We start from the raw sequence: 14941 nt of genomic DNA, 5'->3' as shown, positions 1-14941 counted from the left end.
GGACGATGCCCGGCCCGGCGCGGGAGAATATCCAAGGGATCATCACCCAGCGCTATGCCTATCCGCTGGCGCGGCACTTGTTGCTGAAGACAACGGATGCCGCGCAAGCGAGGGCTTGCCTGCGCGAATGGCTTCCGAAGGTTACGAGCGCGAGCGACGATCTGAGCGCGCGGCCGGAACCTCTTGTGAATATTGGGATCACATGGCCTGGACTTGAAGCGCTGCTGACGGCAGAACGCATTGTTGGAGCCGAGACAGCCTTTCCTGCAGATTTCCGGGAACCGCCACCGGAAGCGGTGGCGGGGGAGTGGAAGGGACGCTTTTCCGGTGGCGAAGTCCACGTTGTTGTGAGCGTTCATTGTCGGACCGAGGCGGGGCTCGATGACGCGAGCCGCATGGTGCGGCAAGGGGCGGAGGCCGGCTTTGTCGAGCTTACGCCCAACGCCGATCGGGATCCGGCTATCACCGCTCGCTCGATAGGCGGGAGGAAGCTGCATTTCGGGTTTCTAGACGGAATTTCCGAGCCCGCGGTGAACTGGGACGACGAGCCAGACCGGCCCGATCTCGTGGACGTCCGCCAATTCCTACTTGGGTACTGGTCTGAAACGGTACAGTCCTTCCCGCGCGAGGGGCGCTGGGCCGACTTGGTGCGCGACGGCAGCTACGGGGCGTTTCAATGGATTCGCCAGGATGTGGCGACATTCGAGCAGTTTCTGAGCGCGAATGCTCCCCACCTCGCGCCCGCCATTCCGGCTGGACAAGCAAGGGAGCTGTTAGCAGCGAAGATGATGGGGAGATGGCGCGATGGCACTCCGCTGATCCTATCGCCGACCGCGCCTAACCCGGCACTCTCAACGGCCACGGCGTTCGGCTATTCTGATGATCCGAAAGGTCTACGCTGCCCGCTGACCTCGCACATACGTCTGGCAAACCCTCGCGATCAGGCTCTGACGGCACTTGTCACCCCCACTGTACCGAAAGGGGGCCCTCAGCTGTTGCGCAGAGGCCTGCCATATGGGCCGGAACTGCAAGGTGAGCGCGACGATGGTGTTGATCGAGGGCTGGTAGGATTGTTCTTGTGTTCCAATCTGAGGGCCCAGTTCTTCCTTGTCATGAACTGGATCAATAAGGCCGATTTCAGCCCCGTCTTCGATTTCCACCGGCTCCGCTGGCAAGATATGTTAATGGCAGATCGAGCGACACCAGGGGCCGTACCGGACGCCGCTATATCCACGTCCAGTGGCGAAGTCTTGTTGCACCATTTGCCGCAACTCCTCCATTGGCATGGAACGCTGCTGTTGCTGTTCCCTGGTTTGTCTGGACTCCGCGAGATCGCCAACGTCGGAGATTGAGCGGTATGCCATGAAGTCGAATCCGTAGGATTTACCTTGGACTGAAATGTGACCCAAGCTGCTGGTTCGCCTGTGGATGACGAAACCTATTTTGGTCGGCAGCGGACATCATTTTCACCCCGATCGGGGTGCCTTCGCCAAATCGAAACCCTGGTACTGGCATGAAATGGCTTCGGCAGCTCCCGTTAGAACTTAAAAGAATCCTTAATAGCTTGCGAATCAATATCGCTCTTAGGATTTTTGATGATTGCATCGATTCCATTGTGCGACGCCGCGCCCCAGCCCAATGTTTTCACGGTTGTCACGCAGGTGACTGTGAATTTTTTGGCGCACTTTATCTTGTCAGGCGCTTGCTGGTCTGGGGGATTTGCAACCTGGTCTGGGGGATTAGCAACGACATCGTCAGCCCAGGCCGCCGCAGCGTTGAATAAGAAGAGCAGCAGAAGAAGGTTTCTCATTTTTTCGCAGACTCCCTTTTTGGCTCCGACGGTGTAAGGCCGAAGCCGACAGTTCGGAATCCGAACACCAAGGGGCGAGGAAATTTCTCCTTCAAAGTCAGGCTAGTCTCTAGCCCGTCAGAGTGTGCCATCACTTCTTCCTTGTGGCCGTCTACCCCCTGCTTAATGTCTTTTGTGATGTTTCCGGCGCTAGTGATATCAAGTTGGCGGGTCATATAGACACGATCAACTATAACTATGTCAAGTCGTACGCTGTACTTTTGACTGTTGACCGCCAATACCGCCGGATTAACCGCATAAGAAAAATAAATTCGCGCAATCTCGTCTTCACAATAGGGCTTATTGTCTTCTGATGCGCACCAAGCATAAAGAGCCCCCATGGCATCCAAAGGCGAAGCTCCGTAGGTCTCTGCCACAGGAATCGCTATATCCTGTATCTGATCTTCTGAACGGGATGAACTGAAGAGACCGCCCAGAAAGGAGGCGCTGGTACCAACCTTTCGGGAAATGTGTAGACCCGGATACGAAAGCAACGTCAAATGAACGGGGACATCCGATGACGCTGCAGGGAGTAGCTCCGTTTTACCAGTTCCGTCTTCCGCAATAGCGGTTGATGACAACGAAGGTATGAACGAATTATTCCTTATGGACTCTGTAAGATCAACGTGGCCAACGCGTACCGCGTGCTGCTGCAGAGTGTTTGTGTCAATCGGCGTTGCGTCTTCGCCGTCACTAGACACCGAGGAAGCAACAAGCCAAATGTCTCCAACACTGAAGTTCTCTTGTGGGGGATATAACGGTTGTAACCCAAGCCTTTGAATTGTACCGTTCCAGGCTTTAGCTAAATCTGATTCTATGTCAGTATGTTCTTTCTCAAATGGACGTATATAAGAAAAGACAAGCGCTATAAATAAAATTCCCCAAATTATTCGCCATAAATTCGACCACACCCATGAAGCGAGTTGATTATATTTTTCTCGAAGTATGGTCGTCCCCGTGGTAGCCAAGGAGTCCTCCAAAATCGCGAGTTGTCGCCCTGTCAGTGTACTTCTTTTCCTTCCTTACAGAAACAGAAAACACCTCATTCGACCCATTTATATCTGTGATCGGCGAGCGTTGTCTACGTTCCGGCCAAGGTTGGTCTCCAAGGGGCTAGACTCGATCAGGCCGGCAATGGAGACTCATATTAAGGCGGCAGCCTGACCGTCCTGGATGTATCAGAACACGCGAAAGCCGTCGACCATTTCCGGGCCGGGCACATGCACCTCCCTCAGAGCCGAACGGACAAGCTCTCGCTGGGCGGGGGTTTCGACCTGAATGTCCAAGTGAAGGATGGATTCGTAACGCCCTTCCCTGAAGTGATAGAACCACTCTCGATCGGAAGGCGAGCGGTAGCCGGTTGTGGAAAGCGTGCTCCACGATGGGGGCGGCGTGAGCGCGCAATTTCCAGCCGAAGCTCGTCCCATTTCGTGTTGTTCATCGCCCGACTGAGCTTTTCGTTGCCTCTCAAAGCCAGAACACGATCATAGTAGCCAGTGGAACCGCGGAAGTTGGCGGCGGGGCGGCGATGCGACGGAAATCCCTGAGGCGACAGAAGGCATTTTCGATCAAATGTCGTCCACGGTATCGCCTACCGGAGATGCTCTCGCTTGATCAGTTACTATAGCCACGCAGTCCAGAACGATTTGCGGACTTCGAAGAACCCGGTCTTTTGTGGCTCTTCCTTTGATGAATAAGCCAACTGACAGCTTCGATAGGCTAGATCCACCTTATTCATGTCCTGAGAGTCGACAGGGAGGTAGCCAAGAGACTTATAGTCCAATATTCGAGCCGCATTAGCGCGACCACCGGGTCTTGATCCAACGAGTCGACTATTTAGGAATACGGGACACCATTCTTATCCGCAGCCATACGTTCTTCAGAGCCATAAAGCGTATCATCTATAAGTCCTAAGACGCGTTGCAATAGTGCTGCAGAATCGATCGATAGAAATGCTATATATGTCGTTAGGCGATTGCCCTCTTGACCCTCCACGACAATGTTTCCCCGATAGAAGTGACTCGGTGGCTGCGAACTGCTTGGTCCAGGCATCATTTTGCTAATCGTTCCGTAGTCTCCTCGGCGCCTCCCAACGGGTTCTGCGCACGGTCGTTTCGGCTAGGCTGCCCGCCTGTGGTCGTCAGGCTGAAGCCAGCCACAATTACTTCGCGACGCTCGAAAGGCGCTAGTCAATTGTATTCAAACGTGTGACAATCCACTGTCGTTCTCTATTTATAAACGAGAAATCGACAAACAACGTCTCGGTTGTGGGGGGAAATTATAAAATGGCCAAGAAAACCAAGGTCGTGTTGGAGAAGCCGGTTTACACAGCAGGAGGGCCCGTGAGAATTTGTTTCGAGCGCATCATACCCGATGAACTTGATCCGGAACGTATGGTGCGAAGGCAGATGCGGCAGCAAATGATTGAGGCAGCCGGTGGCGAAAAGAAGCTGAAAGCCGATGGCGTGCTGACCGTCGCCAAGATGGCTCTCGTCAACTCGAAAAAGTGGACCGCCGGTTCAGTATTACGCTGCCGATTTCTGGACGGCAGCGTCAAGATGAAGTCGAAGGTGAAAGCTATCGCGCTCGAATGGCAAAAATACGCGGATATCAAACTACAGTTTGTCACGAAGGGCAGCGCCGAGATCCGGATCTCGTTTTTTGCGGACAGCGGATCATGGTCGGCAGTCGGGCGGGACGCACTTAACACGAGCTACTTTCCTACTCATCAACCGACGATGAATTATGGATGGCTCAGGGACGACACGGACGACGAAGAATATCATAGGGTCGTTACCCATGAATTTGGTCATGCTCTTGGCTGCATCCATGAGCATCAGAATCCAAAATTCACGCGAACCTGGAATGAAGCAGCTGTCATGAAATATTTTCAAGGTCCGCCAAATTATTGGGATCCGAACGACATCAAGAGCAATGTTTTGGACAAATATTCGCCCAGCGGCATAGCGGCCACGGAATTCGACCCAGATTCCATAATGCTCTATGCGTTTGACGCAGCACTGTTTTCTGACGGGCTCGGTCCAACCAATCAAAATACGGTGGTCTCGCCGACAGATGTGAAGATGATCAAGAAGATGTATCCGTAGCCTTCTGCATGCTTCGGAGATTCCGGCTTATGTCGCGGGTGGGGATGCGATGATGGCAATTACTCCCAAAATCTCTAAAACTGCCCGTGGACCCGCCCGTGATCGGGAGGCAAAGGAGGTTGGCTCGCAAAGTGAGCCTGCTGACGAAACAGCTGGGAGGCTTGGCATCAAATCGCCCGTCCCCGGCGATGAGGACGTGCCGGCTGATGCAGCGGCGCAAAAGCCGCATGCTCTGAAGATGCCTATCCAGCTCGGCAATCGGACATTCAAACAGCAGCGGAAGCTGCATAACCGTACCCTGAATGCACTTCCAGATCTTCCAGACATACGGGATCGCATTTATCAGCCGCGCCTTAGTGTGCTGAGGCCGAGCATCTATCCCAAAATTGCGTTCACGGTCAGAAATCAGGGGTCACTGCAGAGCTGCACAGGTCATGCCTTGGCTCATGCCATAGACTGTCTTCTCCATCACGAGGAGCTGCAGTCAGCCGCAAAGCGCGTCAGTGCGCGAATGCTTTACGAGATGGCCAAACGGAATGATGAGTGGGCGGGAACCAGCTACCTAGGATCGAGCATACGCGGGGCCGTGAAGGGTTTTTATCGCAACGGAGTTTGTAGCGAGGCACTTGCACCAGACGGCACCGAAGATAATTGGACCCTGACCTATGAAATGGCCAAGGAAGCAAGAGAGACGCGTCTTGGCGCATACTACCGCCTCCAGCCCGATCTTTCAGACTTTCATGCCGCGATTGACGAAGTAGGCACAATTTACGCGTCGGCGCAGATACACGAGCATTGGGCAATCCCGGAAAAGCGACAGACATCCGAAGGTTGGGTGGGTGAGTATCAAATCAAACCCGGAGGGGAGTCTGCCGGTGGCCACGCCTTCGCGCTGGTTGGCTACGACGCGGAAGGCTTTTGGGTGCTGAACTCGTGGGGATCGGGCTGGGGTCGCGGGGGAATCGCCCACTGGCTCTACGAGGACTGGGCGGCAACCATGATGGACGCGTGGGTCCTGCAGCTCGGAGTCCGCGCGCCCTCGGCTTTCAGTGCATTTCCGAGAAGCGTTCCGTCGGGGTTAGCTGTTCCCAACGCTGCGAGTGCTCCGAACCGCGGCGACATCGTCGGCCACTTCATCAACATCGACGACGGCCGTTACGTCGTCGACGGGCGATACGCCTCACCGACTCCATCCGAAATGGGGGAGACGGTGAAACGGATTGCCGACCCAAACTCGAACAAGGACGCGGGAGAAAGCACCGGTAAAGGCTACGACCATCTCGTCATCTACGCACACGGCGGCCTCAACACACTGGATGACGAAGCGAACCGAATTGCAGTCTGGAAACGGAACGACATTTTCGCGCGAAATCGTATCTATAACTTTCATCTCATGTGGGGTTCGGGATTCATAGACGAAGCATTCGGACCACTCTCGCAAGCTGCCAATGCCCGCGCTGGCGGAATCCTGGGTGACGTGTTGTTCGAAACCATAGGAAAGCCTCTAGGTGCGCGGGCCTGGCGCAATATGAAGCAAGACGCAAAAGCTGCCTTTTTGCCAAATCGAGAGGACCGATACGGCGGCGGTCTATACGGCCTGTCTATGTTGCTTAAGGGCCTGGACCAGGCTGACCGACGCCCAAAGCTCCATCTCGTCGGACACAGCGCCGGCGCGATCATTTTGGGCCGATTTCTCGAGAAGTTTGAGTCTATCGGTCTTAGCAAGATGAAGCTTGAAAGTATTCACCTCATGGCACCAGCATGCACTGTCGACTTCTTTAATCAGTGCTATGGCCCTTACCTTGAAGAGGGAAGCCCACTTCAGGGCAAGGCATACATGTATAATCTCGGCGACCAACTGGAACTCGATGACAAGGTCGGCGTCGCCTCGCTGCCTTCGTACAGCCATTCTTTGCTTTATTTGGTGTCGCGAGCCTATGAAGATCACCCCAACACGCCCATTGCCGGAATTCAGATTTACGACGATTTTGTAAACTCCTACAAGAAACGGCTATCCACAAGCTATTCCGTAGGCAAGGATGCTACTCCAAAAAGTCACGGAGGCTTTGACAATGACCCCGCAACGCTGACAACAATTATGTCTCGCATACTTGGCGGCAAGGTCCCGCAGCCTCCGGTGGCTGGCGAGCTGACAGGCTACTGATCATGCCATGATCAGCGCAATGCCTTGATTTCAAGGGCATCTGAGGACCCGAGGCATCGAGGTGCTGAAAGCCAATGCCAACTGCCAACTTGGTCTCCCGGGGCGTCACGGTGCGACCTCATCCGTCCACTCCCGGATGCATCTGACCATTCGAGATGACCGCGCGAGAGGGCGATCGGCTCACAACCGAACCCGCCCGGCCCGACAATGAACGCTTCCGCCAATTTTCCGGTAGAGTTGCGTGTTTCGTGTTTCCATCCGAACCAAAATAAGATAGCCGGCCTCTGCCTTCTCCGCTGCGCCTTCGGCGCAAGCGCTTCGCGTCCGGATGCAAGGCCGTCCTAGAGCGTTTCCCCGTTTCACGGAAACGGCGAAACGCTCTATCTCCTTGTTTCTACGCAATTCCGGACGGAAAACCGCACACACTTTTCCTGGAATTGCTCGAGGCTTCGTCCCTATCAAGGCTGCCTCGCCAGGATAGCCAAAGGGAGGTGATAGCGGCTGGAGGTATGTTCCTGACCCGAAGTGTCGGAGCGGCATCTCGGCAGGCACCGCAATCGCGTTCAAGGAGAGTTGGGTTACGTTCGTGAAGGTAGGGCAAGGGTGTGCTCTATTCCATAAGTTCACTTGATGCTTGGAATGAGAAGAAATGCCGGTAAGGTACGGCAGAGCAGGCCGGTGATTGTTCGTGATCATCATGTTGCGCATTTCAAACATGCCCAGCGGCACCAAATGATCGCCTTTTCAGTGCTCATCACTTATTTTCAAATGCGTGTGAAACTCGGTTGTGGTACAACCACCCGTCTGCGACATTCTCTCCACCGCTGGTATTGCACTTTTCTTCAGAGCGCTACACATCTCTCGTGAATCGCATTAGGACTATACGTTGCTCTTTATGCTTGGGCTTCAGCGGCCTCCAGGCCGAGTTCGACGGGGTCGGGGACCGTCGTTGCGAAAATGTCGAGATAGTTTCGCCGTTTCGTGGGCGAAGCTTGGCCGAGCTTTTCGACTTTCTGAGAAACTGTTTCCTTGAGGCGTTCAGCGCTAGGTTTCAGGCTTTCTTCGGCAACCTTAATCCTAGCGTCGATCGCCGCTACCTCCGGTTTCTCCTCCGCTTCGTTTCCAGATCCGCCACTCGATGCCTTAGCGTGTTTCGGTTTCGGCAGGCCAACTTTGCGATCTACGGTGCGAGCTGCGGACTCCTTTGTTGCCGGCGCCGGTTTCGCGGCCGCAGCGATAGTTGGCATCGCCGCAGCGCCGTTAACTGGTGACGAGATTCTCTTTTCGGGGTCAGCCATCCCGGTAGTCGGGGCACCGACGTCTTCAGCGGGCTGGCCTGCCCGGTTGTAATCGTCGGTCAAAGCCGGAACCGGCTGTACCGGGAGATAGTCGATCGTTGGCACATCCGGCGTGTGAGTCTGCGAAAAGGTTTCGGCGGACTTGAATGGCTGTGTCTCGAAAAATCGCAGCTTGTCGCCGAAGATCGGGCGCTGGCCTTCAACAAGCACTACCATCTTTCTCTCCGGCATCTGCCGGATTTCCTGCGGCATCATCAGGTCACGCTCGCGAATCTGTTCGACCTTCGTGCGCCTTGGCAGGCCGAAGAGTTCGATCGTGCGGGATTCCGACTGGTAGCGGATGGTCCGCTTGCCGAGCGCACGCGATGCATAGTCGGCGGTCGCCTGATCATTCGCGCCTAGAATGAGCTGATTACCACAATTGCCGAGCAGCGAATGCCGGGAGGTTTCGCCGTAAATCTCGTCGAGGTTCTTCAAGTCCTGGATGATGATGGCGAGCTTGATGTTATACCCTGCCACATAGGGCAACTTGATCATGATTTCGTCCATCTTCTTCAACTGCCGAAATTCGTCGAGCAGGAAGTAGACCGGCAGTGAGTTCGGATCGTGCTCGAGGGTAAGAATGTCCATTGTCTGTTGCACGAACAGCGTCAGGAGCGGCTTGAGCAGCGTGATATCCGTGATGTTGGGTGCGAGGTAGACGGAGATCGGCCGACGCTTCATCGCACGGAGATCCATGTCGGTGACGTTCGTCGCGGCGACGACACGCTCGTTCTTGAATGGCCGCATCGCCTTCTGAATATCGAGCAAGGCTGAAGCGGCGGCGCGCTCGGAAAGGGCTAGGTAGGCGTTGAAGCTTTCCAACGTGAATTTGGACATGTACGGCTCTTTTGCCTTGATGAATTTCATCAACGCCTGGAGGTCGACGCCGCTGTTGAAGAACGAGTTGACCTCCCCGAGATTGCGCCGGCCGTTATAAAACGGGCTTTCCAGCACATAGCTGATAGCGCCTGCCATGACCTGTTGAGCGGTCGCCTGCCACACCGAGTTTTCGGATTCGGTGTTTTCGGGAACGAGAATACTCGCAGTGTTCTGGATATCGGTCGTGCGATTTCCGCGTTCCTGGCGAATGAAGTCGAGAGGGTTGTAGCGGTTCGTCCGCTCCGCGCCTGGCGCGAAAAGGAAGACCTGGCTGCCGCTGCGTCGGCGATATCCGGCCGTCGCCTTGAAAATCTCTCCCTTGAGGTCGGTAACAATCATCGACCCTTCATGCATCAGAGCATTGGGGATGACATAGCCGGCGCCTTTGCCCGATCTTGTCGGCCCGATGATCAGATGGTGACGATCATCCTTGGTGCGCAGGATTTTGCGGCCGACGCGACCGAAGACATGGCCGGCTTTGCGAAACCACTTGCCGCGGCGGAGAGAAGCGATGTCCTGAAAGGCCGCGTCACCGAGTGGGCTGCCTTGCGGCCGAAGGCCGAGCAATGCAGCTAGGCCACCGGCAAGGAGGGCAGGGACGAGCGCCCCGATCGCGACCATCTGCAATGTGGTGTTGCTCTTGTAGAGCCAGAATTGTTGCAATGGGGCGAATGGATTGGTGGTGATCGTCGCTTCGAGAATGCGGCCGTCACGGAAAAAAATCTGGAGGCCAAGGCCATAGCCGAGAATCCAGACTGCAAAGACGATTCCGGTGCAGAAGAACAGGTAAAAGGCCTTATAGCCCTGGCTCATGATTCATCCCGGGCAAAGAAGATTTCCGACACGCCGCGCTTGCCGCCGTCGCGGCGGAGCTGGATGACGATGGGGATGACCATCTGAATGTAGGACATCAGATCGGCCTTGGAATAACCTGACGACATGCCAGCCTGTTGCATCATCATCGCCAGTTGCTCGTAGGCACCCAGCGGCGTGTCGGCATGGACAGTAGACATGCTGCCGGGGTGGCCGGTGTTGATCGCGCGGAGGAACGAGAAAGCTTCGGCGCCGCGGATTTCGCCGACAAACAGGCGATCGGGGCGCATGCGAAGCGATGCTTCGAGCAGGCTTTGAATCGTCACGTCAGCAGTGCCCTGATCGCCCTTTGAGGCGAGGAGGTGCACCTTGTTGGCCTGGGGCGGTAACAGTTCGCGTGTGTCTTCAAGCGTCAGAATGCGCTCATTGGCATCGATGCTTTTCAAGCACGCGTTGAGAAACGTCGTTTTGCCGGAAGAAGTGCCGCCGCTGATCAGGATCGACACGCGCTTCGTGATGGCCGTATCAATAAAGTCATAGATACGGCCGGCGCGCAGGTGGCCAATCAAGTCGCGATCGATGTCACTTAGGCCGCCGACGGCGACCGACACTCTGTCTAGCGAGCCGCTGTCGCGATACTCCTCGAGCGTGAAGTTGTTGACCACCTGCTTGCGGATCGAGATTGAGCCGCCTTCGGGAGCGGCCGGCGGCAGGACGACCTGAATGCGTTCGCCTGTCGGCAGCGCGGCGCTGAGAATGGGCTTGGAGTGACTGATAAACTGACTTGTCGCGCCGGCGACGCGCTCACCGATGTTCTGGATTTCGACCGCCGTCAGCTCATGAATCTCGTGGTGCTCCATATGGTCGGAGCCGAGACGTTCGACATAGACATGGCCGGGCTTGTTGATCGAAATTTCGACGACGCGCGGGTCTTCCAGGAATGGTTTCAGCGGAACCAGCGCGCGATCGAGAAAATGATAAGGGTTGGGGGCTCTACCTACGGCGACGTTCACGTTGAATTTCCTTCATCGCTTCGGTGACGGGATCGTCGTACATGGCGCTGAAATCGAGATCCTGTCTGACATAAACAAAGATGCGCTCGCCTTGACCAACGCTGATGGTCGGGGGGATGCGGAGATTTTCGCTCAAAGCCTGGTTGGCCATGTCGCTGAAGGTTTGAGCGATCGTGTCGCGCGCCAGCTCCTCGCCACGTTTGGCATCGTCGTTGTTCTTGCCGTACGCCTGGTCGCTCCCGAAGCCGGTCAGGTAGCTGGCACCGGCGCCGACGATGGAAAGGACGATGGCCGACCCAAAACGTTCGCGCCATTTGTTGTCGACATGGCCGGTGAGACCGGAACGGCCGAGACTGTCGCTTCCGATCGAGTTCAGCCTGACACTCACGCCATCATCACGGATAAGCCGCATCCAGATGACGAAGATACGTTTTTGTCCCCTGGTCACATCGGACTGATACTCACCGATCAGTCGCGTTCCCGTCGGGATGAGGATGCGGCGGCCATCGAACGAATAAACATCCTGAGACGTGATCGCCCGAATCTGCCCCGGTAAGTCGCTGTTGATCGCCGTTTCGAGGATGCCGGGAATGAGAGTGCCTTCCGGGATCAAGGCATCAATGCGCTTGAGTTGGGTGGCTTTCGCACCACGGTCGGCCAGGCTCGATGCAGCAGCAAGGAACTTGCTGTTGCGGTCTTCGCCAGCGACCGTAGGGCCGCTGCCATTGGCGCCGCCGAGCCCGCCGGCGCCATCCTCAGCCTTGGCCTGGTCGAGCGAGATCAGCCCTGATTTGTAGCGTTGCGGAAATTCTTCCGGTGGCGGTTCGTTCGCGGGGGGTGGCGCGACGGCCGGCTCGGCAACCGGGGGAGGCGGCGGTGGAACGTTGAATCCGGTCGTATCGACCTTCGGTTCAACCGGTTCGGGCGGTGGCGGAATATTGATGATCGCCGGGTCGGGTTGCGCCTCCGGCTTATCCTGCTCGCGCACGAATGACGGCGGACGGAACGTCGTGGTCCGAAACTCCTCGTCGCCTTGGGTGATGTCATGAGAGGTTTCCTTGGCGGGCGAGAGGACGAAATAGGCGGCGACAACGCCACCGATTACCAGCGCAGCACCGCCGAGCAGCTGATTGCGTTTGGCATTCTTGTTGGCGATGGCCGTATCGTCGCCGGCAAGCATGGCCTCTAGCTCTGGAGATTGCTTCATCAGTTGCCGCTCCTCCAGCGCTTCTTAGCCTGGCGATCGGGAGCCGGGCCGAGGATGTCGGGGTCTGGGGTTCCGAAGTCGGGCTTTCGAAGGTTGAAAATGCACGTCCACTGATCGCCGTCGCGCAGCGTGTATTGAGTGGCGACGCCATCGACGACGAGATAGTCGCCCTCCTTGCGGAAATTGCGCAGCGTCTCGGAAAAATCCGATTGAACGGCAAAGATCGCCGGCACGCGGCCGTTGAACTTGAAGAAGGTCTTCTTGCCGTCATCGAAGACCATCGACGGTTTCATGGCCGCGTCGCCCGAGAACGAGTAGTCAATGTTGACGTTGGCCTTGTCGATGTTCGAAACGTTGGGGTTTGCCGCCCTATATTCCGCCTCCTTGCGCAAGGCGGCGTTCAGATCCTTCTCCGGATAGACAAAGCGCACGCCGAAGACCTTGTGGCCTGCCTCTGGCGCATAGTCGTGCAGCTCGATGAAATAGATTCGTTTCGTCGTCACCACGTTCATATTGGTGGTGACGTTCTTGGCGACCGGTTTGACGAACAGGATGTTGCCCTTCTCGGAAGGCGCAACCTGCCAGCTTTCCGTGTCGCCGAGCGAGATCGTTTCGAATTTCTCGTCTTCGTCGAAAATGATCATGGTCGAAATGCCATAGGTGGCATTGACCGTGACCACGTTGTTCGGCTGATAGACGACACTGGTAACGCGCCCGTCGAGGTTTCCCGGACGAGGCGTTTGCGCACCATGGGCGTGAGTCAGGATGGCGACGGAAAACGCCGCCGAAAACAGCAGGCGCTTCATCATCCCTCGTCCCCCGACGTAACCGTTTCCTGGTCGCGGCGGTAGTTGTAGAGTTGGAATCCGAGGGGGTTTTCAAACCGCCATTCATTCGTTTCCGGCGTGTCCGTGTAGCGGTAGCGCACAACCGAAATGTAGTGGCGGACGATCGACTCCGTGTCGGACTTTTCCGTCGTCGAGAACCTGACCAGCGCCGTGCTGGCATTCGAGAACGTCACGGACTTGACGTCGACCAGCACGCGCTTGTTTTTGCCGTAGACTTTGGTCGGATTGTTCGGATTGGCTGCGCTGTACTGCTCTGCCAACTCGCGTGCTGCATCCCCGGTTGACAGAAGAGCGGCAACGCCGAAAGTTTCTTCGATGGCGAACGGGTCATAGCCCTCGCGGTGGCGGATATAGCGCACCACATTGGCTTGCGTGATGGCTTGCGTCTCTGTCAGGGTCAACGGCTTGGTCAGGCCTGTCTTGACCTCGATGTAGCCGGTGTTCTTGTCGACCTCGACGATATACGGCTCAAAGCTTTTCAGCGGGACCAAGAGAACGAGGGCTGCGAGCGCCAGCAACGTGATCGCGCCGAAAAGCAGTGCCACGAACCACGCAAGCGACCGGGAGCGCTTCGCCTTCTTGACGATCTCGTTTTCCCATCGATCGCCGTCCTGAAAATAGCTCCTCAGCGCACCTTCGTTGTCTGCCATATTGATCCAGCCCTTACTTTGCCTGCCATCGAGCAGCCTCAGCGAGGCATGCTGTTGTTAGAGATTCTGTTCTGCATGGCAGCGCGCTCGTTGGCCGCGCGAATGTTGGCAACCATGCCGGGTTGGATACGATCGCGTGCACGCATACCGGCATCTCCGACCACGCCTGCCGTGCCGCGCGCAACGTCGAGTGCCTTCGTTGGTGCCGTCATGCCGGAGTATTGCGCAACAGCCCTCGCGACGTTGCCGATGCCCGCTGAGACGCCGCCGACGATGCTTTGCGCCAACACCTGGATATGGAAAAGAACGAACGCGCCTGCGCAGCACAGCAGCAGGAAAGCCGACACGTCGCTGAGCTGCAGCCGGCGTTGGTTCGCTGCATTCGTAACCTTGGTTAGTTCGGGATCCATGGCGGCGATGAGGAAGGCGGCAACCACATAGATGAACAGTGGTATCAGCGCGTAGAGAAGGACTTGTTGGAACCACGACACGCCGAGGCGTCGCGTCTGCTCGAACAGCATGCAGGCTATGAAGATCGGGGCCGTTCCGATGAGCACCCACATCATCACCTTCGCCAGCAACAGGATCGCCAGCGCGACGGCGATAAACACTGCCACGCAAAGCATGATGAGAAAGCCGATCATCGACGGCAGAATGGCGAAGTAGCCCGACTGTTCCGCAAACGCCGCCGCTGCTTCATTGGCGGTCTTCCAGATCATCGACAGGCCATTTGTCGGTTCGGTGATGCCGGTTCCCGTGGCAGTCAGGATCGCGCGCCCGACATCCTCGGGCGTGTTGTTCAGCCAACTGTAAAACAGCGTGTCGAAACTGCTCCATTCTCTGACGATCAGCAGAATGATCACCATCCGGGCGACACGGCCGATGACTTCGGCAACGCTGACCCTGGACGTTCCCATGAAGAGCTGCAGGCCGTAATAAGCGACATAGGCTAGGAACAGGACATTGAGCAGCGGCGTGACTTCGCTGCCGACAATCCCATATGCCCTTTCCGAGAAGGTTCTGCCTGTGTCTTCAATTCGGTCGATGAGGTTGCCTAAGAAATCTTCCATT

The 14941-nt window shown here is 56.4% G+C and carries 11 protein-coding genes and 1 pseudogene; 3 read left to right on the top strand and 9 right to left on the bottom strand.

Translation table 11 applies throughout. The features are described 5' to 3' along the window. The first annotated feature begins 5 nt into the window (after positions 1-5). Positions 6-1352: a Dyp-type peroxidase gene (locus NKI73_RS15330; protein WP_352631048.1), complete on the top strand. Its 1347-nt coding sequence runs from the start codon at positions 6-8 to the stop codon at positions 1350-1352. 185 nt (positions 1353-1537) lie between these two features. Here the strand turns inward: NKI73_RS15330 and NKI73_RS15325 are convergent, their stop codons facing one another. From NKI73_RS15325 to NKI73_RS33640, 3 genes and pseudogenes are all read right to left on the bottom strand, one after another. Next, complete coding sequence (locus tag NKI73_RS15325; protein WP_352631046.1) at positions 1538-1810, bottom strand: hypothetical protein; 273 nt, start codon at positions 1808-1810, stop codon at positions 1538-1540. After that, the gene (locus NKI73_RS15320; protein ID WP_352631044.1) at positions 1807-2817 is read right to left on the bottom strand and encodes a hypothetical protein; all 1011 of its coding nucleotides are present in this window, start codon (positions 2815-2817) and stop codon (positions 1807-1809) included. The genes NKI73_RS15325 and NKI73_RS15320 overlap by 4 nt, the downstream gene beginning before the upstream one ends. Positions 2818-3316: 499 nt before the next feature. Next, a pseudogene (locus NKI73_RS33640) lies at positions 3317-3439 on the bottom strand (IS5/IS1182 family transposase); the annotation flags it as partial. Between the two features lie 695 nt (positions 3440-4134). On the opposite strand from NKI73_RS33640, the gene NKI73_RS15315 reads away from it, so the two are divergent. Together NKI73_RS15315 and NKI73_RS15310 are read left to right on the top strand one after the other, a co-directional pair. Further along, a complete protein-coding gene (locus tag NKI73_RS15315; protein ID WP_352631042.1) occupies positions 4135-4956 on the top strand; it encodes a zinc metalloprotease in 822 nt (273 codons plus the stop codon). Positions 4957-5005: 49 nt separating this feature from the next. Then, entirely contained in the window at positions 5006-7120 is a 2115-nt protein-coding gene (locus NKI73_RS15310; RefSeq protein WP_352631040.1) for a C1 family peptidase, read from the top strand. An 893-nt stretch (positions 7121-8013) separates the two neighbouring features. On the opposite strand, the gene NKI73_RS15305 is transcribed toward NKI73_RS15310, so the two are convergent. From NKI73_RS15305 to NKI73_RS15280, 6 genes are read right to left on the bottom strand one after another with little or no spacing between them, the layout of a single operon-like run. Beyond that, the gene (locus NKI73_RS15305; protein WP_352631038.1) at positions 8014-10152 is read right to left on the bottom strand and encodes a type IV secretory system conjugative DNA transfer family protein; all 2139 of its coding nucleotides are present in this window, start codon (positions 10150-10152) and stop codon (positions 8014-8016) included. Beyond that, positions 10149-11165 carry a P-type DNA transfer ATPase VirB11 gene (gene virB11, locus NKI73_RS15300; protein ID WP_352631036.1) on the bottom strand — a complete coding sequence of 339 codons (1017 nt, stop codon included), beginning with the start codon at positions 11163-11165 and terminating at the stop codon, positions 10149-10151. The genes NKI73_RS15305 and virB11 overlap by 4 nt, the downstream gene beginning before the upstream one ends. Further along, positions 11146-12372 carry a type IV secretion system protein VirB10 gene (gene virB10 / locus NKI73_RS15295; protein ID WP_352631034.1) on the bottom strand — a complete coding sequence of 409 codons (1227 nt, stop codon included), beginning with the start codon at positions 12370-12372 and terminating at the stop codon, positions 11146-11148. Before virB10 ends, virB11 begins: the two co-directional genes overlap by 20 nt. Then, complete coding sequence (locus NKI73_RS15290; RefSeq protein ID WP_352631032.1) at positions 12372-13181, bottom strand: TrbG/VirB9 family P-type conjugative transfer protein; 810 nt, start codon at positions 13179-13181, stop codon at positions 12372-12374. The genes virB10 and NKI73_RS15290 overlap by 1 nt, the downstream gene beginning before the upstream one ends. After that, positions 13178-13870 (bottom strand): VirB8 family type IV secretion system protein, encoded by a 693-nt coding sequence (locus tag NKI73_RS15285; RefSeq protein ID WP_352631030.1) that lies wholly within the window; start codon positions 13868-13870, stop codon positions 13178-13180. Before NKI73_RS15285 ends, NKI73_RS15290 begins: the two co-directional genes overlap by 4 nt. 38 nt (positions 13871-13908) lie before the next feature. Then, entirely contained in the window at positions 13909-14940 is a 1032-nt protein-coding gene (locus NKI73_RS15280) for a TrbL/VirB6 family protein (RefSeq protein WP_352631028.1), read from the bottom strand. Between the last annotated feature and the right edge of the window lies 1 nt (position 14941).

Origin of the sequence: Mesorhizobium sp. M0496, from assembly GCF_040321205.1 — a bacterium.
Classification (GTDB): Bacteria; Pseudomonadota; Alphaproteobacteria; order Rhizobiales; family Rhizobiaceae; genus Mesorhizobium.
The sequence above is the reverse complement of the archived record's forward strand: the minus strand, read 5'-3'. Positions and strand labels throughout refer to the sequence as shown.